Source organism: Burkholderia cepacia (genome assembly GCF_001718835.1).
Taxonomy (GTDB): Bacteria; Pseudomonadota; Gammaproteobacteria; order Burkholderiales; family Burkholderiaceae; genus Burkholderia; species Burkholderia cepacia_F.
This window is the reverse complement of the sequence record NZ_CP013442.1, coordinates 726,446-752,024: the sequence shown is the minus strand read 5'-3', so window position 1 is coordinate 752,024 and position 25,579 is coordinate 726,446. Positions and strand designations below refer to the sequence as shown.

Here is a 25,579-nt window from a genome sequence, read left to right as displayed (position 1 = left end):
ACCGAAGCGGGCCGATCGATAAATGGGAAAACGCTGAGAACAGAATTCAGCCAAAACGAACAATTCATCTGAAATCGCTCAGTCCCGCTGCTTCCCGGAATCAGAAAAGTCGACGAATCCCGCAACGCAGCGAAAATTGACGTTCCCGAAACGACGGTGCTACAGTTGCCACTCGTCGAAAGGACGCAACACGAGACGTCCTCATCCATCACACAGGCAGCGCCCGAACTGCCGCTCCCCGCATCCGTTCCCGTTGCCCGGCACGCCGGGTATCCGCACGTCGCCCGGCCGACGCATCGACACCCGCGCCGGCCGCACGTTGCACCGTCACTTTCCACGGAGACGCGATGACACGCCGAATCGACCGACGAGCCTTCCTGATGTATGGCGCCTGCAGCGCCGTGCTGCCGCTCCTTGCCGCCTGCGGCGACGACGCCGGCGCACCCGTGGCGGGACCGCGCGCCGCGGCAGCCGAATTCGCGAACGGCATTTCGCCGCCTCACACGTTCGACGAAAACGATCTGCTGATCCCCGGTTTCAGGATGAAGCTCGGCGAGCTCATCGCGCAAATCGAGCAGTACCAGCCGACCACGATCGTGAATATCGTCAGTGCGGCGCTGTCGGCGGATACGCTGCCGGGGCTCATCGCATTCGGCGAAGTCACGGTCAAGGCGCTCGCATCGTTCATTCCGGTCGCCGGCCCGCTCGTCGGCGAAGTGCTGAACCTGCTGTTCAGCCGGCTCAACACGCTGTTCGAGCACGCGCCGGACGAAGACGCGATGATCCGGCGCATCGCGACGGAAGAGATTTCGAAAAACAACGTCGAGATCATGCGACAGGTTCTGACGGGCATCGATCGCGTGCTGCAGGACCTTACCGCATTCATGCGAAGCGCGACGCCGCCCTATTCCACATCGATGATCGACAACATCACGGCGAAGTTCGAAGCGTTCGCGAGCATCTGCACCGCGCAGATTCCGATGTTCCTGATCAAGGGCTCCGAGCATCAGGGGCTGACGATGCACGCGCTCGCGGCGAGCGCGCAACTGTCGATGTACAGCGCTTACCTGTCGATGCGCCGCGAGCTCGCGCTCGCACCCGACACGATCACCGCGCTGCTGCGCGAAATGCACGCGAAGATCTTCCAGTATCAGAACGACATGCAGGCGGTGCTCGCGAAGCATCTGGACACGTTGTCCGATCCGGCGAAGAAGAACGATTACGTTCGCAATTTCTATACGCTCGGTCATGCGAAATTTCTCGCGTCGGCGAAAACCTATTTCACGACGCTTCACGAGACGAAGATCGACTTTCGCAACTCGATGGAGATCTACACGAACGAAGTCGTACGAAAAACAGCCGACGCGACGCTCCCGTCACGCACGTCGTACCTGACCGACCTGCTTGCAATTTGTCACTGCGGCTACGGCGGCGATGCGCTCGTCGTCCGAATGAATCAGACCTTCGTCGACGGCACCGGGCGCACGACGCACATCGACACGCAAGGCTGCACAGGCGGCTTCGATGGCGTGTCGGGCTTCTTGCGCACGATTCAGCGCTCGTTCGCCGCGAATCAATCGAAGGGAGAGTTGACGGACGGCCGCGACTGCATATGGAAGGCGGCCAACCGCGGCTCAATCGTCCAGATTGGCGAAAGCATGACGCTGCGCACGCTGCAGGTGCAGGACGGCACAGGCGCGCGCTATACGGCCGCGCTCGACGGATACGGCAATGTGCTCGATCTGATCGACAATCCGGACTACGTCCAGTCGTACTCGCCCGGTAATGCGGCGAAGCTCGAGCCAGGCTATTTCGTCTCGGCGTTCCTGACCGAACCGGGCACGTATTCCGGCAAGACCTGCCGAGAAGATTCCGGCTACGGGATTCCGTACGGCGGCATGGCGTTGCGCCACTATACGTCTGCCGCGCAGCTTGCGGAATTGCGCAGCGCCGATGTCGGCCTCGAACTCGACCTGACCTGCGGCTTCAGCAGCGCGGATTCATCGGCACCCGGTGCGCCGACAGCCTACCCGGACGTGATGATCGGCAAATCGATCCTCATCGGCAACAGCCTCACGTTCGTCGTGACGAACCGGACCGCCGCACCCATCGCATGCCGCTTCATTCCATTGCTCGCAGACGTCAAAACGACCTCGGACGCGTTCGTCACGCTGACGCTGCTCGCACAAGACAAAACGCAGGTGCTCGGCTCGACGACGCTCGCCGCGCGCGACGGCGAGCCCGTGCTGCTGGGCGAAGACGGCCGCGCGTTCGCTTACTACGAAACCGGCGACGTCTTTCCGTTTGCGCCCGGCGTGAACTACGTGCGCCTCGCACGCAACGCGGATCTCGGCGACAACGCCTTTCGATTCGCGAGCCTGCTGGTCGTGCCGGCGCGCACGTGACCAACGCGCGTCGGGCTAGCCCGACGCGCGCGGCCCCAGCCGTTCCGCGAGAAACCCGATGAACGTGCGCAGCGTGACGAATCCCTCCCGATGCTGCGGAAAGATCGCGTTCAGCTGCAGCGCAGGCGGCGCGTAAGTGTCGAGCACCGGCACGAGCGCGCCGCTGTCGAGCGCCGCGCCGACGATGAAGTGCGGCAGCAGCGCGATGCCGAGCCCCGCGATCGCCGCATCGCGCACCACTTCGCCGTTGTTCGCGACGAGCGGCCCCTGCACGTCGAACGTGCGCGCCGCGCCGTCGACGCGGAATTCCCAGCCGATGCGCCGCTCGCGTCCGTACAGCAGGCACACGTGCTCGCCCAGGTCCGCCGGCGTCGCCGGCGCGCCGCGACGGCGCAGGTAGGCCGGGCTGCAGCACGCGATCATCCGCGACTGCCCGAGCGGGCGGGCGATCAACGTCGAATCCTCGAGCGAGCCGATCCGCAGCACGAGATCGAAGCCCTCGCCGATCAGGTCGACGCGCCGGTCGGTCAGGTCGAGGTTCAGCCGCACGGCCGGATGCGCGGACAGGAATTCGGCGATCAGCGGCGATACGTGCGTGATCCCGAACGACAGCGGCGCGCTGATTTTCAGCGACCCGTGCAACTCGGTGCTGCGCACCGACATCGCCTGCTCGGCGTCGGCGATCTCCGCGAGGATCCGCTGCGCGCGCGCATAGAACTCCTGCCCCGATTCGGTCACCGCGAGGTTGCGCGTGTTCCGGTGCAACAGCCGCACGCCGAGCGACGCCTCCAGCGCCATCGTGCGCCGGCTGACGAACTGCTTGGACAGCATCAGTTGATCGGCCGCCGCCGTGAAGCTGCCGGCATCGACCGTCGCCACAAAAATCCGGAGATCGCCCAGTTCCATATTGTCCACCTGAATGTGACAGTGATTATCTCCCATGCGATTTATTTGTCAAATCGATTGACCTAAGATTCCTCTCAACGAACGGCCGATCCCACTTCCGCGGTTCGGCGACTTTGAGGACAAGCAAAATGATTGAGATCCGTGCAGCAAACCAACGTGGCCGTGCGGAGCATGGCTGGCTCAGCTCCCGTCATTCGTTTTCGTTCGCGAATTACTACGATCCGAAGCAAGTCGGCTTCTCCGACCTGCTGGTGATCAACGACGACCGTGTCGCGCCGGGCCGCGGCTTCGGCACGCACCCGCACCGCGACATGGAGATCCTGTCGTACGTGCTCGACGGCGCGCTGGAACACAAGGACTCGATGGGCACCGGCTCGGTGATCGTGCCGGGCGACGTGCAGCTGATGAGCGCGGGCACGGGCGTGCGCCACAGCGAGTTCAACCACTCGCCGGAACTGCCGGTCCACTTCCTGCAGATCTGGGTGGGGCCGGCCGACAAGGGTGCCGAGCCGCGCTATCAGCAGACGAACCTGCCGGCCGAAGACAAGCGCGGCAAGCTCGCCCTCGTCGTATCGCCGAACGGCGACGCCGGTTCGCTGAGGATCCGGCAGGACACGCGGATTTACGCGGGCTTGTTCGACGGCGCGGAACGCGCGACGCTCGCGCTGCCGCCTGAGCGGTTTGCGTACGTGCACGTGGCACGCGGCAGCGTGTCGGTCAACGGCGTGACGCTCGGCGAAGGCGACGGCGTGCGCATCCGCGACGAACAGACGCTGACGTTCGCCGACGGGAAGGATGCCGAAGTGCTGGTGTTCGACCTGCGTCCGGTCGAAGTAACGGCCGAATGGGTGTGATGGCGTGATGGATGTCGTGATGCGCCGGAGGCAGGATTCCGGCGAAGGCCCCGCAGCGATGCGGGGCCTTTTGTTTGGTTCTTATATGAACGCGTGGCCGTCCGTTACCGGCCGAAAGAAAGTCGCCCATAGCAAGCGCCGCATGCTGGCAGCAATCAACGCCATCCCTGGTTTCCGGGCGTGCGATATCTCCGCCATATGTCTGTAAGGACCCGACATCGCCCTGCAAAAGTTGGTTTGCGGAACACACTCGTCGCGCTCCACATTCCGAACAAAAGCCGACGCGGATTGCCGAAAGGGCATTGAGCCCGTTGGCACATTCGATGCAAGCACGTCGAGCGTCAGTTGGATTTCGCCGACTGCGATTGAGTGGAGATGCATCATGTCGAGTATTTCGGATGAGGGGCAAAGGGGCCTCTCGCGCGTATTGCAAATGCTTAAAACCTTCTTTCGCGCGCCAAGGGACCTGTGGCCGTATGTGCTCACATGGGCGATCGCCATTCTGGCCATTCCATTTTGCGAGCTCGTCGTTTCCGGCGCTGCCACGCAACATTTGCAGGTGCCTCCGGTTGACACGCCGAAGTCGCTGGTCGACCGCGGCTACACCCCGGAGTTTCTGGCGGAACGCATCATGGCGGAAATGAGCAAAATCAGTAACGACAGCGGGTGGGTGCCGCACGATCCTCCGCTGTCCTACAACGGCCCCGACTTCAAGCTTCCGGGCCAGGAAATGTCCTATTCGTCAATCGTCGGGCTGCTGAAAACGATCGCGTTCTCAGACAAACAGGACGTGGTGGTCCATATCGGCATCACGAGGCGGAGCGAAGGCGAGGATTTGTACGACGCACACGTCCGGATCGAAAACGGTCCATTCAACACTGCGCCCGCTGACGTTCGGTTCACCGGCAATGACTTCAACCAGTCCGTGCGCAAAATCGCCATCGAGGTCATGCGGCTCGCCGACCCGAATACGCTCGCGAGCCATCTCGTCAAGGTAGAGAACGACGGCAAATGTTCTCTGAAGAAGTGCTCCTATCACGAGGCCGAGAAAATCTATAACAGCCTTCTCGCACTGCCAGGCTCGCCGCAACGCCAATGGGCGCTCGCCGGGAAAGGATGGCTGCTGCTCAGGCAAAACCGGTCCGAGGAAGCGGAACTGCAAACACGCGACGCGCTCCTGCGGTACCCGCATTCAGCCATTCTGCGAGCGAACCTCGGCATTGCGCTCGAGCAGGAGAAGCGAATCGACGACGCGCTCAGGGAACTCCGCGCCGGCGCCCGCGAGAAATCGAGCACCGCGGATAATCAGCGTCTGCTCGGCGATGTCCTGTTGCACGCGCAGCGGTACGACGAAGCGCTCAAGGCATTCAGGCGCGCAAGCGAGATGCGCCCGCAGGATCCGCAGATACTGCATGACTGGGGTGAAGCCCTCGTCAAGAACGGACAATTCGAGGAGGCGATCACCATACTTTCCCTTGCGGCCGATCTTCGCCCTGACTTCGCACCCTTGTATGCCGAATGGGGTCGAGCGCTGGAAGGCAAAGGCGATTTTCCTCACGCGGCACAAAAGTATGCAGAGGCGGAGAGGCGCGACCCTATCGACCTTGCCGCCCTGACTCCGCACGAAAAGCAACTCGCTCTCCTGGACCCTAAGTTCCGTGCCTCCGGTTTATATGCAAGTCAGCATGTCGCTGGCCGGGAGATCGTTCGCCGTTTCGGATTCGCGGATTCAATGCGTGATCTCCGCCAGGAAGCCACTCTTTGACTACTTTTGCGACCGTCTCTTGCTGGCCAACCGCCGACGCTCTGCCCCGCGTTCCCCGGAATCTCGGGGACGAACAGCTCGGCGGCAGATCGATCGGCGCCCCGGCGCAATGGCCGGCTCCGCGGCGTTCGCGCCATTGGTGCGGTCCATGTGCAGTCTGCGGGAAAGGGATGTCGCTCGAGAAAGCGCGCTCGATTACCGATCAGCGGCTGCGTTCCGCGCCGCCGTTAACCTGGATCACCTGACCCGTGACGTGCAGCGCGTCGGGCGACGCAAGCCAGCCGATCGTGTTCGCGATATCGTCCGGCGTGCCCGCGCGGCCGTTCAGCGATTCCGCCGCCTTGTCCTTGCGCTGCGCATCGGACAGCGCCGCGCCGAAGAACTCCGTGTCCGCGACGAAGCCGGGCGCCACCGTGTTCACGGTCACGCCTTTGGGCCCCAGCGCCTTCGCGAGATCGGCGGTATACGGATGCAGCGCGGCCTTCGATGCGCCGTAGCAGCCGACGCCCGAGCCGCGAAACGCGGCGATCGAACTCAGGAACACGATGCGCCCACCCGGTTGGCGCAGATGCGGCAGCAACGCTTCCGTCAGCAGCACCGCCGACAACGTGTTCTTGCGGAAGTTGTCGGTCCAGCGGCGCGCGACGCCCGCGAGGCCGTCCGCATAGGCGTCGGGCGGAGATTGCCGCAGCACGTGCCCGCCTGCCGCGTTGACGATCGCGTCGACAGTCGGGAATCGCGCGGTCAGCGTGCGCACGATCGCTTCCACCTGCTCCGGCACCGCCAGATCCGCGACCAGCGGCGCCACGCCCGGCGCATCCGGAAATGCATTGTCGATCTGTTCGGCTGCGTGCGCGAGCACGTCGGCGCGACGCCCGACGATCGCCACCTGCGCGCCGCGTTGCGCGAAATGGCGTGCGGTCGCGAAACCGATGCCGGTACCGCCGCCGCTGACTACGACTACCTGACTCATGTTCATGCTCCGTGTTGAAAGTAAGCGATCCGTATCGATTGATGCGGTTACCACGTCGCGGTGGAAAAACCCAGCGCGCGCGCCGGGTGCGCCCAGCGCATCGGCGCGCCGTCGACCCGCGCCGGTGCCCGCACGCGTTGCGCACTGCCCCAGCTCGTCTCCTCGATCCATGCATCCAGGTCACCCGGCTCCTCGGGGGCGAGCAGCGCGCGCTCCGGCGCCTGCAGGCCGCCCGACGACAGCAGCAGCGACGTTCTCGCCAGCGATCCGCGCGTTCGCGTGCCCACGTTGGTCGCCAGTCGGCGCGTCAACCCGCGTAGCGCCGCGGCGGCGAGGAAATAACCGGTGCCGTGATCAAGCGCCTGCACGGGAAGCGGAACGGGACGATCCGCGCCCTTCACGCGCATCGCCGTCTCGACGAGGCCCGTGCTCGTCTGCACCAGGCTGTCGAAGCCCCTGCGCCCACGCCACGGCCCGCTCCAGCCATAGGCGTCGAGCGACACGTCGACGAGCCCCGGATTGATCCGCCGCCGCTCGTCGGCATCGAAGCCGAGGCGATCGAGCGCATCGGGCCGGTAGCCGTGAACCATCACGTCGGCGTCGCGGATCAGGCGCCGCAGCACCGCGCGCCCGTCTCCCGATTTCAGGTCGACGCGCGCGGAGCGCTTGCCGAGCACGACTTCGTGAACCGTGTTCGGTTCGTCCCAGTCGATCGGATCGATGCGCAGCACGTCTGCGCCGAAGCCCGCGAGAAAACGTGTCGCCACGGGGCCGGCGAGAATGCGCGTCAGGTCGAGCACGCGAACGCCGCGCAGCGGCCGCGCGGCCGGCACGCTCCACAGCGGCCGCTGCCCTTCGACACTCACCGTGTCGTGAATCAGCAAGGGCTCGGCCCGCACCGCGAGCCCCTGCGGATGCCGGGCCCATTCGTCCTGCGTGTGCATCGCGGCCGCGCAGCCGCCCTGTTCGATCACCGCGACCTCGAGTTCCTCTTTGCGCCAGCGCGTGACCGCCTGCGCGACGGCCGCCTTGTCGAGCGGCGTGCGCAGCACCGCGAGCACGGCGTCGCGATGGTGCGGTGCATTGGTATGCAGCCGGATCCAGCCGTCGGACGCACGGTAGTCGCCCGCGATCACGTCCCACTGCGGCGGCATTTCCCAGCCACGCGGACGCAGCGACGTGCCGAACCACAGCGACACGTAGCGCCGGTCGACTTCGACGGCGGGCAACGCGCCGTGTGCCTGCTGCACGAGTTCCGCAAGCGCGACGCTCGCCGCACCGACCGCGGCCGAAGCGAAATCGGTGACGGGAAAGGCGGACGGCAACACGCCCGTGCCGGTGAACTTCAGGATGTTCAGACGATCGGCATCTCCGTTCAGCGCCTGCCAGATGTCACGTAGATATGCGTCCGTGCACGCGCTGCCGGCCTGTTCGAGTGCCGATGTCGAAGCATGTTCAGACATGACTCTTCCTGATTCGTATATATGGGGTAAAAAAGTCTATTCGTCGGCAACTTCGAGCGTCAATCTTGATTCAGCGAATCAAGATATCTTTTTACGCAACAGCAGTTTTCAAGCAGTGGCGGACCGGTATGTCAACGAATCGCCGTGACTTTGCATGACGCATCATTTCCCCTGGATCAACCGAATGATGAGACCGCTTGGTATCTGCTCACAAATACCAAACGGAATCCGTAATTCACATTCAATCGAATCGGCTTGCGTCACCCCACTGCGTACCGGCCAACGCGCAGGCCTTTTCGACATGAGTAGACCCCATCCACTCACTGAACCCGGATCACTATCGCCCCGCGCATCGACCACCGGCCATCGAACGCCCCGCCCCGGAACGCATGCCCGCGCATCGTCTTGCCGATCGCCCGGCTGCTTGACAAGCCGCGCGGGTTCGACGATTATTTGCGTGATACTTCTCCGTATCATTTAAATACACAAAATTCTGTCTGCGCGCGCATCCCCGATTACTCGTCTTTTCGGCCGTATTTCCGGCGGCCCGGGAAGGCAAGCAACGAATGCTTCGTGAGCAGCCACATCGCAGGCCCAGTGAGAACCTGAGAGAAGACGCAAGACCGGGCAGCGTCAGGGGCGAGGCAACACAACAACAGGGCACCGCCCAAGTCAGCAATGACAGCCTCGCCCCCTGCCGGCGTCGAATCCCGCCGAGCCGGCGCCAGCAGCGCGAGATGATCGACCAAGGCGTCGATCCGAATTCGGCGCGCCCGATTTGTGTGATGGGGAAACGGGTTTCCGCTCGCATCCTTCTGCATGACTGATGATGTGCAGCTCCCAATACTTCGCCACCTTTTTTATTTCATTACGACGCGTCGTGTATGATCGGCCCGCTTCATATCAGATCGATAATTACGAAAATCAATCAAATAAATTACAATCATAAAATCAGCCGCAAAATCAGTAATTAAAAAGAAATCCAAGGACGATCACACCATGCAAGAGGAAATTGTGGTATCGCGTACCGCTGCCGGGCCGGCATGCGAAGACGCAAGTCGAGGAAATGTGCTGGACGCCGCGTTGACGCTTCCGCTTCATCAGGCGATTTCGCTGCTTTGCGACACCGTGGACCTTGACGAGCGCGTCGATGCCCATCCGGACTGGAGCCAGCGCCTGTTGTCCCGGGTTCGATCCGAACTCGGCAAGGCGCTCGGGCAGCGCGACGAGCAGGCGCTAGAGGAAGTCCACGGGGCGCTGTTTGCGCTTTACGACCTGCACACGTGCGACGGAACGGAACCGCGTGCGATCAACCAGTTCAACCCGACGCTCACGCAGGTGCGGCGCCATATCGAACGCGCATGGCTCGACAGCGAGGGCCGGCGTCTGGCCGTCGCCGCCCCTGCCGCGCCCGACGGCCGTTCGATCGTCGAGGCGATCAAGCGGATGTGGTCGCAGCACGCGGTCGTGTCGCATCCTCTGTTCGACTTCCTCGAGAAAGAGGCGTCGCGCGAGCAGATCGTCGCGTTCTTTCGGAGTGACAGCGCGCTCAACCTGCGCTTCTTCGACCTGCTCCTCTATGCAATGATCGGCGCGCGCAGCGAGGCGCGCACCGAACTGGCGCAGAACCTTTGGGACGAAGCGGGGCGCGGCGATGCGGCGCAAAGCCACGTGAACCTGTTCCAGCATCTGCTGAACGTCGTCGGCGTCGGGCCGGCCGACGACAACCACGCGAGCGTGCTGGGATGGGAAGGGCTCGCGGGCCACAATCAGTTCATGCTGGCTTGCGTCAATCGCGCCCATTACTTCAAGTTGCTGGGTGTGATGGCGATCACCGAGCTGCTCGACCCCGCGCAGTATGAAAAACTCGTCAACGGGTGCAAACGGGTCGGGCTGGGCAGCGAAGGCGAATTGAGCTACTACGACGAGCACATCACGATCGACGTCGTTCACGGCGACGGCTGGCTGACCAACGTGATCACGCCGATCGTCGACCAGTCGCCGGCGATCGCCGGCGACATCCTGTTCGGCGCCGCGTGGCGGCTGTCGAGCTGCGACGCCTACTACAGCGCGCTGCACGCCAGATTGCTGGCGCTGCCGATGCTGCACGGCCAGGCTGCCTGACGAAGCACCGGCGCACGGCCGCGCTCAGGCGTGCCGTGCGCCGCGCGGCTTCGACGCGGCGCCGCCGTGCTCCTCGATCAGCTTCTTCGCGACTTCCCACGCATCCTGCGCGGCGTGATTGCGATCCCCGGCCACCGCCGCGATGGTCGCCCCGTCGAGGAGCATCACGATCTGCCGGGCCACGCGCTCCGCGGCGGCCGGCTCGACGAGGTCGATCATCAGGCCCCGGACGAACAGGCGCAAGTTCGCCTTCTGTGCGACCGAGATGCGGATGATCTCGCCCGAGTCGGAATGAAATTCGGACAACGCACCAACGAACATGCACCCCGCGAAATCACGCGCCCTGAACCAGCGGCCGTGCCAGTCGAACAGTTCCTGCAAGCGCTCGATCGGCGTTCCCTTGGTGCTCACCGCCTGCGTCATGGAGGCCAGCGCCTGATGCGCCCGCTGCGTCAGGACTTCGGAAATGAGGTCGTTCTTGGTCGGGAAATTGCGGAACAGCGTCATCTTCGCGACACCCGACTCCTTGATGATCCGGTCGGTGCCGACGGCGTGGTAGCCATGTTCTGCAAATAGGCGTGTCGCCGTATCGATGATGTCCTGTCGCTTGGTGCTCATGGGTGTGACCTTTCCGCTGGGCCGACGGCAAGAGAGTCCGGCCCCGGGATCGCCGCGATTATAAATGGATCGGTCTGCCCGCCGCCACGCTGCGGCAATTCGCGCGAGACGTCGACGGCGATGCGCTGCGCGACACGCCAGCCGCGCAGCGCGACGGCCGTTACTGCCCCGGCGACGGCGCGGCGCCGTTGGTGGCCTTTGCGCCGTCCGCCTTGCCTGCGCCGTTTTGCGGGCTCTGCGGATAGCCGGAGCGGTCGCCGGTCAGCCGATAGCCGTCTTTCTCGATGGCGCCCAGATCCTGGTTGCGCTTTTCCCGAGCGGCCTTGCGCGCCGCCTTGCGCTGCGCCTTGCCGAGTTCCTTGGGCGTCGGCTTGGCCATCGGCGCGGCTTCCGTCGCCGCATCCTGCGCAAACGCGATCGGCGCGCCCGCCAGCGCAAGGCCGATCGATGCCGCCATTGCCGCCGAGACAATGCGAATCCTGTTCATGCGCGAATCTCCTTGTCGATAGTCGATCGTCGCTCGAACGCCGCTGCGGATGCAAACGGCGGGCGGCGATACGCGTGTCTTCTTTTATACAAGCCGCGCAGACGCGACGCAATTGCCCGGCGAACATACACCTGGCCCGCCGTCATCGTGCAGCACGCACATTCGCCGACAGATCCGCCGCAAGTCAGGACGCCCGCCTGCGGACGATGTCGGCCAGCTCGCCAAGGTCGCGCCGGACCGCGTCCTTGCCCAGGCTCGACCATGCGTCGAACGACGTCGTGCCGCTCACCGCGCCGACGAAGCGGGTGCCGGCCCGTTCCGCGGCTTGCGCGTCGACTGCATGGTCGCCGACATAAAGCGCCGACGATGCCGGCACCTCGAGCCGCGACAATGCCAGCACGAGCCCCTCCGGGTCCGGCTTGTGACGTTGCACGTCCTCGCCGCCGACGATCACGTCGATCGACGCACGCAAGTCCGCGACATCGAGGATCGCTTCGATGCGGTAGCGAAACTTGCTCGAAACGATCGCGGTCGCCACGCCGCGCTCGCGCAGCCGTGCGAGCAGGCCGGGCACCTCCGGGTAGATCTTCGTCGACGCAACCATGACCTCGTCCGCCCGCGCCACGAACCGGCGTGCGAACTCGTCTGCCGGCTCCGGCCGGTCGTCCGCGGTCAGCGCATGGAACATCGCCTGCAACGGCAGGCCGATCACCGGACGGATCTGCTCGCTCGCCGCGGCGTCGTGCCCGAGCTCGCGCAGCGCATGCTGCGTGCAGTCGATGATGCCTGCGGACGAGTCGGCCAAGGTCAGGTCGAAATCAAAGATGACGGCGTCGATATCCATGCGTGAACTCCGGATCATGTGCGCGTGCGCACGCCGCACGCGCGAGGGTGGAAGTTGTGCGGTTCATTGCGCCAGCAGCATCCGCCGGATGATCAGCCTGAGCATCTGCGTATTCGCCTTCATCTTGAAGCCGGGCTCGGACGCCACGCGCATGAACGCGCCTTCCGTGAGCGCGAGCAACCAGGTGGCGGACAGGTCCGGCTTCAGGGTCCGGTCGATGCGCCCCTGGGCGATGCCGCGCTTGACCAGCGCGGCCAGCCGGCCCTTCACGAGCGACTCGTTCGCCGCGAACAGCGCGGCGACGTCCGGATTGCGCGTCGCCTCGACGCTGATTTCGACGGTGATGCGCACATGGACGGGGTCGCTCGCGAGCTGCATGAACTCGAGCGCGATTTCCTCGATCGCGGTAACCGCGTCTTCCGTGTCGAACCATTTCGCGAAGATGTCGACCGCGATGCGCTGGTCCTCCAGCGCAATCGCCTCGATGATCGACGCCTTGGTCGGGAAGTAGTGGAACAGATTGCCGGGACTCATGCCCGCGGCCGAGCAGATCGATGCCGTCGACGTGCCGTGAAAGCCGTCGCGCGCAAAACAGTCGATCGCGGCATCCAGGATCTGGCGCCGCTTCGCTTCCACTCTTTCAGGGTCGATCTTTCTCAAGGTGCCCTCTCTGCTGGACGTCGGCGCGAATCTTTATTAGACTGATTAATCGATCTATTATCAAACGACGGCAGACACGCGTCAAGCCGCCGATCCGAGGGCGAACAATTGAAACGACCGACCGTCATCCGCGTCGTGGTCGCCGTGGTGCTGGCGCCACTCGTCGCGTTCGGCGCCTACGCGCTGCGCGGCCTGTCCGACTTCGAACTGAACCAGAGCGCACGCGCGTCGACGCTGACGTTCCGTTCGGGCAGCGCCGAGCTGGCAGGCACGCTGGTCCTGCCGGCCTGCGTGCCCGACGCGCCGATCGTGCTGCTGATCCATGGCGACGGGCCGCGCGACCGCTTCTCGGAAGACACGTACCTGCCGCTCGTCAACAGCCTGCTCGACGCCGGCATCGGCGTGTTCGCATGGGACAAGCAGGGCACCGGCCGCAGCGGCGGCGACTGGCTCGCGCAATCGATGCAGGATCGTGCGAACGAAACGATCGCCGCGATGGCGCGCGTGCGCGCCGTCGTCGGCCCCGCGCACAAGATCGGCCTGCTCGGCTTCTCGCAAGGCGGCTGGGTCGTGCCGCGCGTCGCGAATGCGGTGCGGCCCGCGTTCTCGGTGATCGTCGGCGGCGCCGTCAGCTGGCGCCGGCAAGGCGTCTACCTGACCCGGCAGCGCATGCAGCGCGAAGGCGCGGCGCCCGACCGGATCGACACGCGGATCGCCGCCGAACTGAAGTCGAACGACGCGATCTTCGGCCGCCCGGGCGAGCGTGCCGACCCGCGCGCGCGCCCCGACATCGAGCCGCGCCGCTTCGGCTTCATCGCACGCAACTACCTGGAGGATGCGTCGCAGGCGCTCGCGACGATGCACGGGCCCGTGCTGGCCGTGTGGGGCGCGCAGGATCGCAATGTCGATCCGGTCGACGAGGCGAACGCGTACAGCCGTGCGTTCGGCAATCGCGCCGACCGGCGCGTGGTGATAGTGCCCGACGCGACACACGCGCTGCTGCGCGCCGGCTGGTTCGACTACCAGCTCGAGTCCGACTGGCCGTCGTGGAAAAAGCTCCTGTTCATGAGTCTAGGGCGCCGTGCGTACGAACCGGGCGCGCTCGGCATGATCGCCGGCTGGATCAACGCGCAATGAGCCCGCGGCGGCTCGCGTGCGCGCCGGCCGACAACCGGGCAACGGACCGGCGCCTTCTGCAGTACCCTGCTCACTTCCGGCACGGCGTCGCTCACGAAGCGCGCCGGCGCTTTTCCCCATCCGCGGCTCCGGCATACGCCCCGGCGCCGCGCCAAGGAGATACTGGATGTTTTCGTGGTTTGAACGGCGCCTGCCGACTTTCCCGCTCGAAGATCCGGTCACGCCGCCGAAGGGATTCTTCTCGTTCGTCTGGGCGTGCACGAAAGGCGCGCGCGGCTGGATCCTGCTGATCGCGCTGACGTCGGCCGCGCTGGCCGCGTACGAAGCCGCGCTGTTCGCGATGATGGGGCACGTGGTCGACTGGCTGTCGTCCCCGACGCCCGCCGATTTCCGCAACCGGCATCTCGGCACGCTGCTCGCGTATGCCGGCGTGCTGCTCGGCAGCGCGCTGCTGATCGCGCTGCATACGATGGTCAAGCACCAGGTGCTCGCGATCAACTTTCCGATGCGGCTGCGCTGGCTGTTTCACCGGCTGATGCTCGACCAGAGCCTGTCGTTCTATGCGAACGAGTTCGCGGGCCGCGTCACGACCAAGATCATGCAGACCGCGTTGGCGGTGCGCGACGCGCTGTTCATGTCGGTCGACGTCGTGATCGGCGTCACCGCCTACCTGATCGGCATCCTCGCGCTCGCCGCCAGCTTCGACTGGCGACTGATGATTCCGCTCGTCGTCTGGGCGATCGGCTACGGCGCGGCGTGCGCGTATTTCGTGCCGCGCCTCGGTGCGGTCGGCAGCCGGCAGGCCGACGCGCGCGCGCTGATGACGGGCCGCATCACCGACGCGTATTCGAACATCACGACCGTGAAGCTGTTCTCGCACACGCGGCGGGAGGCCGACCACGCGCGGCGCGCGATGGAAGCGTTCAAGGCAACCGGCGACGCGCAGATGCGGCTCGTCAGCGCGTTCGAGGTGACCAATCACGTGATGACCACCGCGCTGCTGATCGGCTCGACCGGTCTCGCACTCCATCTGTGGGCGCAGGGCGAGGCGAGTGCTGGCGTCGTCGCGGCCGTGATCGCGATGGCGCTGCGCCTGTCGAGTTATTCGCACTGGATCATGTGGGAGATGACCGAGCTGTTCGAGAACGTCGGCACGATCCAGGACGGTATCAACACGCTGACGAAGGTGCGCGCCGTCGTCGACCGGCCGGACGCGCGGCCGCTCGTCGTGCGGCGCGGCGAAATCGTGTTCGACAACGTGCAGTTCGCGCACGAGGACAACGGCAAGCCGGTGTTCGACGGCCTGACGCTCACGATCCGGCCGGGCGAGCGGATCGGCCTGATCGGCCGCTCGGGTGCCGGCAAGTCGACGCTCGTGAACCTGCTGCTACGCTTCTACGACGTGGGCGGCGGCGCGATCCGGATCGACGGGCAGGACATCGCGCACGTCACGCAGGACAGCCTGCGCGGCGCGATCGGGATGGTCACGCAGGATACGTCGCTGCTTCATCGGACGATGCGCGAGAACATTCTCTACGGCCGCCCGGACGCGAGCGAAAAAGACATGCGGGACGCGGCCGTGCGCGCGGAAGCGTCCGAATTCATCGACCGGCTGCGCGACCGCCACGGCCGCAGCGGCTACGATGTCGAGGTCGGCGAACGCGGCGTGAAGCTGTCGGGCGGCCAGCGGCAGCGCGTCGCGATCGCGCGCGTGATGCTCAAGGACGCGCCGATCCTCGTGCTCGACGAGGCTACCAGCGCGCTCGATTCCGAAGTCGAAGTCGCGATCCAGCGCAGCCTCGACGAACTGATGAGCGGCAAGACGGTGATCGCGATCGCGCACCGGCTGTCGACCATCGCGGCGATGGACCGGCTGATCGTGCTCGACGAAGGGCGCATCGTCGAGGAAGGCACGCACCAGCAACTGCTGCAGGCCGGCGGCATCTATGCGGCGCTGTGGGCGCACCAGAGCGGCGGGTTCCTCGGTGAAACGGCGGAGGCGGTGCAGTAGCCGGCGCGCCCTGCCGGCCTTCCATCCACGCGGCGATCGCAACGATCGCCGCGCTTCATATCCATTCGAGAAATGATTGGTTTCCTTGATGGTCCGTGGTCCGTATCGTTCACCGACTCGTCAGACCAATCGACCACGGGGGTAACCAGAAGATGCAATCATTCAAGCGACTCGCCCTTCTCGCGCTGCCGGCCGCGCTCTTCGCCGCCGGCGCCCACGCGCAGAGCAGCGTCACGCTGTACGGCATCGCCGATGCGGGCATCGCCTACGTGCACAATGCCCAGAACGCGAACGGCAGCAACGCGTCGAGCCTCGTCAAGTTCAGCAGCGGCAACCTGTCGGGCAGCCGCTGGGGGCTGCGCGGCACCGAGGATCTCGGCGGCGGCCTGGCCGCGCTGTTCCAGCTCGAGAACGGCTTCAACATCGGCACGGGCGCACTCGGCCAGGGCAGCCGCGAATTCGGCCGCAAAGCCGTCGTCGGCCTCGCGAGCAGCACGTACGGTACCGTCACGCTCGGCCGCCAGTACGATCCGGTCGTCGATCTCGTGCAGGGCCTCACGCAGGACAACTACTTCGGCGGCGTGTTCGCGACGCCGGGCGACCTCGACAACTACGACAACAGCCTGCGCGTCAGCAACTCGGTGAAATACACGAGCCCGCTGATCTCGGGCTTCCAGTTCGAGGGCCTGTACGGCTTCGGCGGCGTCGCGGGCGCCACCGGCAGCGGCCGCACGTACAGCTTCGGCGCAAGCTACGCGAACGGCCCGCTGTCGCTCGGCGCCGGCTTCTTCTACGCGAACGGCGGCACGACGACGGACAAGAGCGGCGTGCGCACGTGGTCGAGCAGCTCGGACACGCTGTTCAACACCGTGATCAACCAGGGCTTCTCGAGCGCGAAGTCGATCCAGATCGTGCGGGTGGCCGGCCAGTACGTGGCCGGGCCCGCCACCTTCGGCCTCGCGTATTCGAATACGCAGTACGGCGCGGACACGCTGTCGGCGTTCAGCCAGAACGCGAAGTTCAACAACGGCTCCGCGTTCTTCAACTGGCAGTTCTCGCCGGCGCTGCGCGCGGGTGTCGGCTACAACTACACGTCGCTGACGGGCCCGTCTTCCGCGCACTACAACCAGGTCAACCTCGGCGCGGACTACGCGCTGTCGAAGCGCACCGACCTGTATGCGCTGTTCGGCTACCAGAAGGCGAGCGGCAACACGCTCAACGCGAACGGCGCGGTCGTGAAGGCCGCCGCGTCGGTCGGCTCGTACGGCGTGAACTCCGGCACCGATACGCAGGAACTCGCGATCGTCGGGATTCGCCACAAGTTCTGACGCATCGACGGCGGCCGGCGCGCGCGCACTGCACGTGCCGGCCGCATTCCCGAACGAAGTTGTCATGCCGCCGGCCCGCCGAATCGGGCGGGCGCCGGCGGGCTAGACCGTTAGTTGCACATCGAACGTCCGCGCGCTCAATCGCGGTTTGCCTGCAACACCGTCAGCGCCGCCATGTTCACGATCCGCCGCACCGTCGCGCTGGACGTCAGAATATTCACCGGCGCGTTGACGCCCAGCAGGAACGGCCCCACCGCCACATTGCTGCCGGCCTCCGTCTTGAGCAGGTTGTACGCGATATTCCCCGCATCCACGTTCGGGCACACGAGCAGGTTCGCCGCCCCCTTCAGCGGCGACATCGGCAGGATGCGCAACCGCAGCGCTTCGTCCAGCGCGCAATCGCCATGCATTTCGCCGTCGATTTCGAGATCCGGCGCCTGCTCGCTGACGCGTTCGAGCACCTCGCGCATCTTCACGCCCGACGCCGCACTCCCCGACCCGAAGTTCGAGCGCGACAGCAACGCCGCTTTCGGCGTCAGGTTCAGCCATTCCATCTGGCGAGCCGCGGCGATCGTGAATTCCGCGATCTGCTCGGCATCGGGATTGTCGTTGACGTGCGTATCCACCAGCGCGACCGTCCGCTGATCGAGCAACAGGATGTTCATCGCCGCATAGACGTGCGCGCCGCGCCGCTTGCCGATCACCTCGTCGACGAACCGCAGGTGGTTGTGATATTCGCCAACCGTGCCGCAAATCATCCCGTCCGCATCGCCGAGCCGCACCATCATCGCGCCGATCAGCGTCAGGCGGCGCCGCATCTCGACCCGCGCCATTTCCTTCGAGATGCCGTCCCGGCAGCGCAGCTCCCAATACGTCGTCCAATACTGGTGAAAGCGCTCGTCGTATTCCGGATTGGTGACCTCGACGTCTTCGCCGAGCCGCAACCGCAGCCCGAATTTCTCGATGCGCGCCAGCAGCACTTCCGGGCGCCCGACCAGGATCGGGCGCGCCAGCTTCTCGTCGACGATCACCTGCACCGCGCGGAGCACGCGCTCGTCCTCGCCTTCGGTGAAGACGATCCGCGCCTTGCCGCCGTCACGCACCAGCCGGCGCGCCGTCGCGAACAGCGGCTTCATGAACGCGCCGGAGTGATAGACGAATTGCTGAAGCTGATCCGCGTACGCGGCGAAATCGTCGATCGGGCGCGTGGCGACGCCGTCCTCCATCGCGGCCTTCGCGACGGCGGGCGCGATCCGCACGATCAGTCGGGAATCGAACGGCTTCGGAATCAGGTATTGCGCGCCGAACGCCACGTCGTACGCGCCATAAGCCGCCGCGACCGAGTCGTTCGGCTCCTCCTTCGCGAGCCCCGCGATCGCATGGACGGCCGCGATCTCCATCCGGCGCGTGATCGAGGTGGCGCCCACGTCCAGCGCGCCGCGGAAGATGTACGGGAAGCAGAGGACGTTGTTGACCTGGTTCGGGTAGTCCGAACGGCCCGTCGCGATGACGACGTCGTCGCGCACCGCGCACGCCGCTTCCGGAAAGATCTCGGGCGTCGGGTTGGCCAGCGCAAGAATCAGCGGGCGCGGCCCCATCTTCGCGAGCATCGGCGCGGTCAGCACGCCGCCGGCGGACAGCCCGAGGAACACGTCGGCGCCCTCGATCACGTCGGACAGCGTGCGCGCCGACGTCTCCTGCGCAAAGCGCGCCTTGTCCGGGTCCATCGCGACCGTGCGCCCCGCATGGACGACGCCCTCGATGTCGGTCGCCCAGATGTTCTCCGGCGGCAGCCCGAGGTCGACCAGCAGGTCCAGGCAGGCCAGCGCGGCGGCCCCTGCGCCCGACGTCACGACCTTCACTTGCTTGATGTCCTTGCCCACCACGGCCAGCCCGTTGATGAACGCGGCGGAAACGGTGATGGCGGTGCCGTGCTGATCGTCATGGAAGACCGGGATCTTCATGCGTTCGCGCAGCTTCTGCTCGACCGTGAAGCACTCGGGCGCCTTGATGTCCTCGAGGTTGATGCCGCCGAAGGTGGGCTCGAGGCCCGCGATGATGTCGACCAGCTTGTCCGGATCGGTTTCGTTGATCTCGATGTCGAAGACGTCGATCCCCGCGAACTTCTTGAAGAGCACGGCCTTGCCTTCCATGACCGGCTTGGACGCGAGCGGGCCGATGTTGCCCAGACCCAGCACGGCCGTGCCGTTCGTGATCACGCCGACCAGGTTGCCGCGGCTGGTGAAGCGGTGCGCCTGCAGCGGATCGGCGGCGATTTCCTCGCAGGTGACCGCGACGCCCGGCGTGTACGCCAGCGCGAGATCGCGCTGGGTCACGAGCGGCTTGCTCGCGGTCACGGCAATCTTTCCCGGGGTCGGAAATTCGTGATATTCCAGGGCGGCCTGGCGTTCGGTCTTGTTCATGTGTCGTCTCGCATCCATGCGCCGGGCCCGTCCCGGCGACCATCGAAGCACGCCATTCTAGGCAGCCGTCCCGGGCGCGCCATTTTGAATTAGTATGCGTCCATCATGTTTACGTGATGGCCAAGGTTCGTGAGTCGTGCGATTCGATATTGAGGAAGTGAGCCGGCGCCTGAGCGCCCGCCTGAAGATGCGGCACCTGGTGCTGTTGCTGCAGATCCAGCAACACGGGTCGCTGACGCGCGCGGCCGAGCATCTCGCGAGCAGCCAGCCGGCCGTGACGAACGCGCTGTCCGAGCTGGAGAGCATGTTCGGCACGCCGCTCTTCGAGCGCTCGTCGCGCGGCATGCGGCCGACCGCGCTCGGCAACGTCGTGCTCGAACGCGCGCAGGCGATGCTGCACGACCTCGACCATCTCACCCGCGATATCGAAGCGGTCGTCGCCGGCCATGCGATGCGGCTGCACATCGGCGTGATTCCGTTCATTTCGGGCCGCACGCTGGCGGCGGCGATCCGGCGCACGCAATCGCAGGTGCCGCAGCGGCTCACGATGACGATCCACGAAGGCACCAGCGATGCGCTGATGGCGCAGTTGAGCGACCACACGCTCGACATCGTGATCGGACGCGCGTCGTCGACCGTCGATCTCGCGCAGTTGCGCTTCGAAGTGCTGCATCAGCAGAAGCCGCGCCTGATCGCGAGCCGCCGGCTCGCCGCGCGTCTGGCACGCAGCCGGCCCAACTGGCGCAAGCTCGCGGAGCTCGACTGGATTCTCGGCCCGCCGCACACGCCGCTCCGCGAGCAGATCGCCGACCTGTTCCTGCACGCCGGCGTCGCGCCGCCCGTGCCGATCGTCGAAAGCTACTCGTCGCGCCTGATCGGCGAAGTGATCGTGGCCAACGAAGACGCCGTGTCGATCGTCCCCGCCGATATCGCGGAGGAGCTCGTGCGCATCGCCGGCGTCGCGATCGTGCCGTATACGCTCGACTGGACGCTGCCGCCGGTTGCCGCGTTCACGCGCGCGGGCGTGGCGCGCGAGATCGATACGATCTTCGCGCAGATCCTCCGCACGCTGTATCAGGAAGCGGACGCAGGCCGGGCCGGCTGACGCCCGCTCGCGCAGCGAATTCGCAAGGAAACCGAAGCATCAGGGAATGCCGGGAGAGCGCAATGACAGGCAGTACGAAGCAGACCCGATCCGACTGGATTTCCCGCTCGGAAGCCACGCAGGGCATCGAGCGCATCGAAGCCTATTTCCGCGGCAACGCGTACTCGATGCACCGGCACGACACCTACGCGATCGGCCTGACCCTCGCCGGCGTCCAGTGCTTCCACTATCGGCGCAGCCTGCGCAGCAGCGTGCCGGGGCAAACGATGGTCCTGCATCCCGACGAGGCCCATGACGGCCAGGCCGGCACGCACGAGGGGTTCCGCTACCAGATGATCTACGTGCAGCCCGCCGCGATCCAGGCCGTGCTGGGCGGCAAGCCGCTGCCGTTCATCGACGGCGGCGTGACGACCGATCCGCGCCTGTTCGACGCGACCCGCGCCGCGCTGAGCCGGATGCGCGACGGCGCGGAGCCGCTCGAACGCGACGACGCGATCGTCGACCTCGCGCTCGCGCTGGATATCGCCTCCGGCGCCCGGCCGACGCGCAAGCCCGCGGATTTCGCCGCGGTGCAGCGAGCGCGCGAGTATCTGCAGGACGCATGCACCGGGCCCGTCACGCTGGACACGCTCGCCGCCATCAGCGGGCGGGACCGCTGGAGCCTGTCGCGGGATTTCCGCAACTTCTACGGAACGAGCCCGTATCGTTACCTGACCATGCGCCGGCTCGAAGCGGCGCGCGCGATGATGCTGCGCGGCGTGCCCCTCGCGGACGCCGCGGTCGCGGCGGGTTTTTCCGATCAGAGCCACATGACCCGGCATTTCCGCAGCGCATACGGAATCTCGCCCGCGCGCTGGCTGACGATGACGGGCCAGCCGCGCGCCGACTGACGGCGGCCGGCACGCACAATCGTTCAAGACTGCCCGCCGGCGGCCGGCCTAAGCTCCATTTACAGCACATCACCGTAACGGAGCCGGCATGTCCCACCCTTCTCTCCAGGCACCCGCGCATCGCGGCCAGCGCCAGACGATCGACCTGCTCGACAGGATTCGCCGCATCGACGGCCACTGGCAGCCGCGCGTCGTCGCTGAAATGAACGACTATCAGTTCAAGGTCGTGAAGATCGTCGGCGATTTCATCTGGCACCATCACGCCGACACCGACGAGACGTTCATCGTGCTCGAAGGCCGCTTGCGCATCGACTTCCGCGACGGCGCCGTGGAGCTGGGCCCGGGCGAGATGGCCGTGGTGCCGAAGGGGGTCGAACACAAGCCGTACGCGGCGTCCGAAGTGAAGCTGCTGTTGATCGAGCCGCGCGGCGTCGTCAACACGGGCGACACGGCCAGCGAAAGAACGGTCGAAAACGACCTGTGGATCTGACTGCCGCGATGCCGACGCACACGCCCGTCATCCGCGAAGCCGCGTTCCCCGCGGATACCGTCGCGCTCGTTGCCGTGATCCGCGAATACGTTCGCTGGCTCGACATGGACCTGTCCTACCGCGGCTTCGATGCCGAGATGGAGGCGTTCGAGCGGATCTATACGCTGCCGTCCGGCATGTTCTTCGTCGCGGAGGTCGACGGCGAGATCGCCGGTTGCGCGGGGCTGCTGCGCCATTCGAGCGAAACCGCGGAACTCAAGCGGCTCTATGTCCGCGCAGCATGGCGAGGCTTGTCGCTCGGCGAAAAGCTCGTCACGTCGGTGGTCGGGCGCGCGAAGGACCTGGGGTTCTCCTCGCTGGTTCTCGACGCCGTTGCGCAAACCCGTTTCGCCCAGCGCCTGTACGAGCGATTGGGATTCGCGGAAATCGCGCCGTTCTATGAGAACCCGGTCGAAGGCACGCGATTCATGGCGCTCGAGCTTTAAAGCAGCAGTCGATCGATGTGCGGTGCCGCCGGGGGCCGGTATTCACTAGAATCAATACACATGATCGCATCGCAGCTTTCCGGGCGAAGCGATGCGCCGCGCAACGCTGTCCCGGTGATCCTGCAGACCTGACTGGAAATGAGTGCTGGCAAAACGCTGTCCGGCATCGCGATGGCCGCGCTGTCCACGGCATGTGCCGCTGCGGGGGTGGCTGGAACCTGTGTGCCGTCGTTTTCCGAAGTCGACGTCACGCATGGATTCGAAGTGCGGAACCGCTGTGCTGTCTCCGCGCCCGCGCTCGCCAGCGTCACCGAACGCCTGAACCGCGCGGTGCAGCGCGACGGACTCGCCGCCGCGCAACGGGTTGCGCTGGCGAAAGCGGCCAACGTGATGCTGCACGCGGTCTTCTCCCGGTCAGGCCACGGCGAACCGACAGACGACGCCGCGTTGGTCAACCTCGAAACCCTCCTCGAAAGCCTCGCGTCGCAGATCAGGACCCGCACCGATATCGACCCTGCAGCCGAAGCGTCGAAATGGAACACACGCTATGACGATCTGCTGCGCAGGTTGTCGATCACGCGCAGCGCGGACCCCGCCGAACTGCAACTCGACGCGGCAGCGAAGCGCCTCGACCTGGATGCCGCGTCTGCGCTGACCATGCGGCTCGCGGCCAAAGTACCCGGCACCGCCCAGCTAACCGCGGCGCGCAACTATGAAGCGGCCAGCATCGAACTGCTTCGCTTCATGCCATGGAACGCGCTGCCGTACCTGGAGAAAGCCCATGCACTGCAGCCCGACGATGTGGCCATCGCCACCGCCTACGCCGACACACTGCTCGTGCAGCACGAGCCCGAGCGCGCGGAGCCGGTGTATCGCGCACTGCTGATCCAGTATCGGACGCTTGCGCAACAGAAGCCTGCCGCATGGCAACCCGCCGTCGCGCGTACGCTCGGCCAGCTCGGCAGTCTGTATGCGATGCAGCAACAGAAAAAGGAAGCCGAAGCCGCATGGCTGCACGCGCTCGAAATCTACTGGGCGCTCGCCCGCGTCAACGCTCCGGCCTACGATCCCGCGCTGGCGCAAACCTTCGACAACCTTGCAACGTTGTACCGCGACACGCAGCGCCTGCGGGAAGCGGCAGACGCGTGGCGCGAAGCCCTCGCCCTCGACCGCGCGCTGGCCCGGCAGGACCCGGCCCTGTACCGACCCGCGATCGCGACGACGCTCAACGATCTCGGCATCCTCTACGGCGCGACTCAGCGCATGCATGACGCGGAACGCGCCTATCGCGAAGCGCTCGGCATCCAGCGCGCACTCGCGCATGACAATCCGGCCGCGTGGCGTCCGGCGCTTGCGCGCACACTGAACAACCTCGGCAACTTCGATATCGCAAACGAGCGGCTGCCGGAAGCGGAACATGCCTACCGGGAAGCGCTGACGATCCGCCGGCAGCTCGTCCGCGAAAGCCCCGCGCTTTACCAGCCCGACCTGGCGCGTACGCTGGGCAATCTGGGCGTGCTGTACCGCATTGAACGGCGGCCGGCCAACGCACTGCAGGCGTATCGGCAGGCGCTGCAGATCGTTCACGCGCTCTCGCGCAATGCGCCTGCCGAGTACCAGCCCGACGAGGCGAGAATACTGAACAATCTGGGCGTGCTCTACAGCCGCACGGGCAGGCCGCGCGAAGCGGAAGACGCGTGGCGCCGTGCGCTGGATCTGTACCGCAAGCTCGCGTACGGCGATCCGCTGACCTGGCGACAGGATCAGGCTCGCACCTTGCGGAATCTGGGCACTCTTCTCCGCCAAACCGGACGTTCCGCCGAAGCCGACGAAATGAAGCGCGAGGCCGACGCACTGACCGACTCGACGCGGGCGCAATAGATCGCGAGGCAATCCTGCAGCGGCGAACTCGTCACCGGTCATTTTGTCGAAGCAACGTAATGGAAAGCATCCCATGAAGCTTCTTCGCGCTATCGTCGCCCTGGTCGTGCTCGTTGCCGGCTGCTCATCGGTGCCCGCCACCCAGCCGATCGCCCGGCAGATCCCGCCGGACACGCACACCTGTGCGTCGCGCGCCAGCCCCTGCGCGACGCGCGATGCCGCCACGTCGAAACCGCCGGTGCTCAGCGTCGGCGTCAGCGACCCTGATACGCAATTGATTCTGCCCTGGTTCCTCACCGACATCATCAACGCCGTGAACACGCACGAATCCTCCGGCGACTTCCTGCGCGCGATAAGAAGCGGCTTCTGACCCAATGACCGAGCGGCCCGGCGTCGCTCATCCCATCCATTACATCAGACGAATATCCGGCTGTCGGTGAGCCGGCGCTCGCCGCGACGCCTTGACCATTTCCCGATTCCCACCCTACATTGCCGTTTGCAGGCCCGCGCCCGCCCGGCGTGCTCATGACCCAAACCGATAGTTTGCTATCGAATTTGCTTGCCGCCAGCATCCCGGCCATGACCAATCTGCACGATCTCCGCCTCGCCGCAAGCAGCACGCTCGTGCTCGCCGCCCGCAAATGGCGCCGGGCGAGCGACGGCGTGCCGGCCGCGTTCAACACCCCCGACGCCACCGCGTCGCGCCACGCCCCGCCGGCCGATCTCGCGC

General features: G+C 65.7%; 21 protein-coding genes and 1 pseudogene. 14 read left to right on the top strand and 8 right to left on the bottom strand.

What is annotated here, in order from left to right; translation table 11 throughout:
• The first annotated feature begins 347 nt into the window (after positions 1-347).
• Positions 348-2,405, top strand: a complete 2,058-nt coding sequence (locus WT26_RS02930; RefSeq protein ID WP_080485602.1) for an insecticidal delta-endotoxin Cry8Ea1 family protein — start codon at positions 348-350, stop codon at positions 2,403-2,405.
• 15 nt (positions 2,406-2,420) lie between these two features.
• On the opposite strand, the gene WT26_RS02925 is transcribed toward WT26_RS02930, so the two are convergent.
• Positions 2,421-3,311 carry a LysR family transcriptional regulator gene (locus WT26_RS02925; protein WP_069272147.1) on the bottom strand — a complete coding sequence of 297 codons (891 nt, stop codon included), beginning with the start codon at positions 3,309-3,311 and terminating at the stop codon, positions 2,421-2,423.
• Between the two features lie 128 nt (positions 3,312-3,439).
• Here WT26_RS02925 and WT26_RS02920 point away from each other — a divergent pair, with 128 nt between their 5' ends.
• On the top strand, positions 3,440-4,165 hold the full coding sequence (locus tag WT26_RS02920; protein WP_069272146.1) for a pirin family protein: 726 nt from the start codon (positions 3,440-3,442) through the stop codon (positions 4,163-4,165).
• Positions 4,166-4,547: 382 nt separating this feature from the next.
• Positions 4,548-5,930, top strand: a complete 1,383-nt coding sequence (locus WT26_RS02910) for a tetratricopeptide repeat protein (protein WP_060155265.1) — start codon at positions 4,548-4,550, stop codon at positions 5,928-5,930.
• 202 nt (positions 5,931-6,132) lie between these two features.
• Here the strand turns inward: WT26_RS02910 and WT26_RS02905 are convergent, their stop codons facing one another.
• Positions 6,133-6,903: an SDR family NAD(P)-dependent oxidoreductase gene (locus tag WT26_RS02905; RefSeq protein ID WP_059947737.1), complete on the bottom strand. Its 771-nt coding sequence runs from the start codon at positions 6,901-6,903 to the stop codon at positions 6,133-6,135.
• A 47-nt stretch (positions 6,904-6,950) separates the two neighbouring features.
• Complete coding sequence (locus WT26_RS02900; RefSeq protein WP_069272145.1) at positions 6,951-8,366, bottom strand: CoA transferase; 1,416 nt, start codon at positions 8,364-8,366, stop codon at positions 6,951-6,953.
• 1,083 nt (positions 8,367-9,449) lie between these two features.
• Here WT26_RS02900 and WT26_RS02890 point away from each other — a divergent pair.
• Positions 9,450-10,490, top strand: coding sequence for an iron-containing redox enzyme family protein (locus WT26_RS02890; protein ID WP_059858946.1), 1,041 nt, complete (start codon positions 9,450-9,452; stop codon positions 10,488-10,490).
• A 24-nt stretch (positions 10,491-10,514) separates the two neighbouring features.
• Here the strand turns inward: WT26_RS02890 and WT26_RS02885 are convergent, their stop codons facing one another.
• The 4 genes from WT26_RS02885 to WT26_RS02870 form a co-directional block, all read right to left on the bottom strand.
• Entirely contained in the window at positions 10,515-11,108 is a 594-nt protein-coding gene (locus tag WT26_RS02885; protein ID WP_059854047.1) for a TetR/AcrR family transcriptional regulator, read from the bottom strand.
• Between the two features lie 160 nt (positions 11,109-11,268).
• Positions 11,269-11,565 (bottom strand): hypothetical protein, encoded by a 297-nt coding sequence (locus WT26_RS02880; protein WP_230461534.1) that lies wholly within the window; start codon positions 11,563-11,565, stop codon positions 11,269-11,271.
• Positions 11,566-11,779: 214 nt separating this feature from the next.
• Complete coding sequence (locus tag WT26_RS02875; protein ID WP_059892839.1) at positions 11,780-12,439, bottom strand: HAD family hydrolase; 660 nt, start codon at positions 12,437-12,439, stop codon at positions 11,780-11,782.
• A 63-nt stretch (positions 12,440-12,502) separates the two neighbouring features.
• The gene (locus WT26_RS02870) at positions 12,503-13,099 is read right to left on the bottom strand and encodes a TetR/AcrR family transcriptional regulator (protein WP_069272144.1); all 597 of its coding nucleotides are present in this window, start codon (positions 13,097-13,099) and stop codon (positions 12,503-12,505) included.
• Between the two features lie 108 nt (positions 13,100-13,207).
• On the opposite strand from WT26_RS02870, the gene WT26_RS02865 reads away from it, so the two are divergent.
• From WT26_RS02865 to WT26_RS02855, 3 genes are all read left to right on the top strand, one after another.
• Positions 13,208-14,236 (top strand): alpha/beta hydrolase family protein, encoded by a 1,029-nt coding sequence (locus WT26_RS02865; RefSeq protein ID WP_069272143.1) that lies wholly within the window; start codon positions 13,208-13,210, stop codon positions 14,234-14,236.
• Between the two features lie 166 nt (positions 14,237-14,402).
• A complete protein-coding gene (locus tag WT26_RS02860; RefSeq protein ID WP_069272142.1) occupies positions 14,403-16,247 on the top strand; it encodes an ABC transporter ATP-binding protein in 1,845 nt (614 codons plus the stop codon).
• A gap of 152 nt (positions 16,248-16,399) precedes the next feature.
• Positions 16,400-17,575, top strand: coding sequence for a porin (locus tag WT26_RS02855; RefSeq protein ID WP_069272141.1), 1,176 nt, complete (start codon positions 16,400-16,402; stop codon positions 17,573-17,575).
• 137 nt (positions 17,576-17,712) lie between these two features.
• On the opposite strand, the gene WT26_RS02850 is transcribed toward WT26_RS02855, so the two are convergent.
• Positions 17,713-19,998: an NADP-dependent malic enzyme gene (locus tag WT26_RS02850; protein WP_069272140.1), complete on the bottom strand. Its 2,286-nt coding sequence runs from the start codon at positions 19,996-19,998 to the stop codon at positions 17,713-17,715.
• A gap of 136 nt (positions 19,999-20,134) precedes the next feature.
• Here WT26_RS02850 and WT26_RS02845 point away from each other — a divergent pair, with 136 nt between their 5' ends.
• The 7 genes and pseudogenes from WT26_RS02845 to WT26_RS35140 all read left to right on the top strand — a co-directional run.
• Positions 20,135-21,103, top strand: a complete 969-nt coding sequence (locus WT26_RS02845; RefSeq protein ID WP_069272139.1) for a LysR family transcriptional regulator — start codon at positions 20,135-20,137, stop codon at positions 21,101-21,103.
• A gap of 62 nt (positions 21,104-21,165) precedes the next feature.
• Positions 21,166-21,993 carry an AraC family transcriptional regulator gene (locus tag WT26_RS02840; protein ID WP_059983697.1) on the top strand — a complete coding sequence of 276 codons (828 nt, stop codon included), beginning with the start codon at positions 21,166-21,168 and terminating at the stop codon, positions 21,991-21,993.
• A gap of 88 nt (positions 21,994-22,081) precedes the next feature.
• Positions 22,082-22,483: a cupin domain-containing protein gene (locus WT26_RS02835; RefSeq protein ID WP_010089213.1), complete on the top strand. Its 402-nt coding sequence runs from the start codon at positions 22,082-22,084 to the stop codon at positions 22,481-22,483.
• Positions 22,484-22,491: 8 nt separating this feature from the next.
• Positions 22,492-22,968: a GNAT family N-acetyltransferase gene (locus WT26_RS02830; protein ID WP_045565981.1), complete on the top strand. Its 477-nt coding sequence runs from the start codon at positions 22,492-22,494 to the stop codon at positions 22,966-22,968.
• Positions 22,969-23,139: 171 nt separating this feature from the next.
• Positions 23,140-24,849 (top strand): tetratricopeptide repeat protein, encoded by a 1,710-nt coding sequence (locus WT26_RS02825; protein WP_231130433.1) that lies wholly within the window; start codon positions 23,140-23,142, stop codon positions 24,847-24,849.
• A 73-nt stretch (positions 24,850-24,922) separates the two neighbouring features.
• A complete protein-coding gene (locus WT26_RS02820) occupies positions 24,923-25,219 on the top strand; it encodes a hypothetical protein (RefSeq protein ID WP_059826007.1) in 297 nt (98 codons plus the stop codon).
• Between the two features lie 209 nt (positions 25,220-25,428).
• Positions 25,429-25,551 (top strand): annotated as a pseudogene (locus WT26_RS35140) (MarR family transcriptional regulator); the annotation flags it as partial.
• Positions 25,552-25,579: the final 28 nt, after the last annotated feature.

What these genes read in the sequence shown, in the direction of transcription:
- WT26_RS02905 (WP_059947737.1), bottom strand. Translation starts at nt 6,903, where the DNA reads ATGAGTCAGGTAGTCGTAGTCAGCGGCGGCGGTACCGGCATCGGTTTC.
- WT26_RS02930 (WP_080485602.1), top strand. Translation starts at nt 348, where the DNA reads ATGACACGCCGAATCGACCGACGAGCCTTCCTGATGTATGGCGCCTGC.
- WT26_RS02835 (WP_010089213.1), top strand. Translation starts at nt 22,082, where the DNA reads ATGTCCCACCCTTCTCTCCAGGCACCCGCGCATCGCGGCCAGCGCCAG.
- WT26_RS02920 (WP_069272146.1), top strand. Translation starts at nt 3,440, where the DNA reads ATGATTGAGATCCGTGCAGCAAACCAACGTGGCCGTGCGGAGCATGGC.
- WT26_RS02910 (WP_060155265.1), top strand. Translation starts at nt 4,548, where the DNA reads ATGTCGAGTATTTCGGATGAGGGGCAAAGGGGCCTCTCGCGCGTATTG.
- WT26_RS02900 (WP_069272145.1), bottom strand. Translation starts at nt 8,366, where the DNA reads ATGTCTGAACATGCTTCGACATCGGCACTCGAACAGGCCGGCAGCGCG.
- WT26_RS02850 (WP_069272140.1), bottom strand. Translation starts at nt 19,998, where the DNA reads ATGAACAAGACCGAACGCCAGGCCGCCCTGGAATATCACGAATTTCCG.
- WT26_RS02880 (WP_230461534.1), bottom strand. Translation starts at nt 11,565, where the DNA reads ATGGCGGCATCGATCGGCCTTGCGCTGGCGGGCGCGCCGATCGCGTTT.
- WT26_RS02830 (WP_045565981.1), top strand. Translation starts at nt 22,492, where the DNA reads ATGCCGACGCACACGCCCGTCATCCGCGAAGCCGCGTTCCCCGCGGAT.
- WT26_RS02885 (WP_059854047.1), bottom strand. Translation starts at nt 11,108, where the DNA reads ATGAGCACCAAGCGACAGGACATCATCGATACGGCGACACGCCTATTT.
- WT26_RS02855 (WP_069272141.1), top strand. Translation starts at nt 16,400, where the DNA reads ATGCAATCATTCAAGCGACTCGCCCTTCTCGCGCTGCCGGCCGCGCTC.
- WT26_RS02860 (WP_069272142.1), top strand. Translation starts at nt 14,403, where the DNA reads ATGTTTTCGTGGTTTGAACGGCGCCTGCCGACTTTCCCGCTCGAAGAT.
- WT26_RS02825 (WP_231130433.1), top strand. Translation starts at nt 23,140, where the DNA reads ATGGCCGCGCTGTCCACGGCATGTGCCGCTGCGGGGGTGGCTGGAACC.
- WT26_RS02925 (WP_069272147.1), bottom strand. Translation starts at nt 3,311, where the DNA reads ATGGAACTGGGCGATCTCCGGATTTTTGTGGCGACGGTCGATGCCGGC.
- WT26_RS02840 (WP_059983697.1), top strand. Translation starts at nt 21,166, where the DNA reads ATGACAGGCAGTACGAAGCAGACCCGATCCGACTGGATTTCCCGCTCG.
- WT26_RS02875 (WP_059892839.1), bottom strand. Translation starts at nt 12,439, where the DNA reads ATGGATATCGACGCCGTCATCTTTGATTTCGACCTGACCTTGGCCGAC.
- WT26_RS02820 (WP_059826007.1), top strand. Translation starts at nt 24,923, where the DNA reads ATGAAGCTTCTTCGCGCTATCGTCGCCCTGGTCGTGCTCGTTGCCGGC.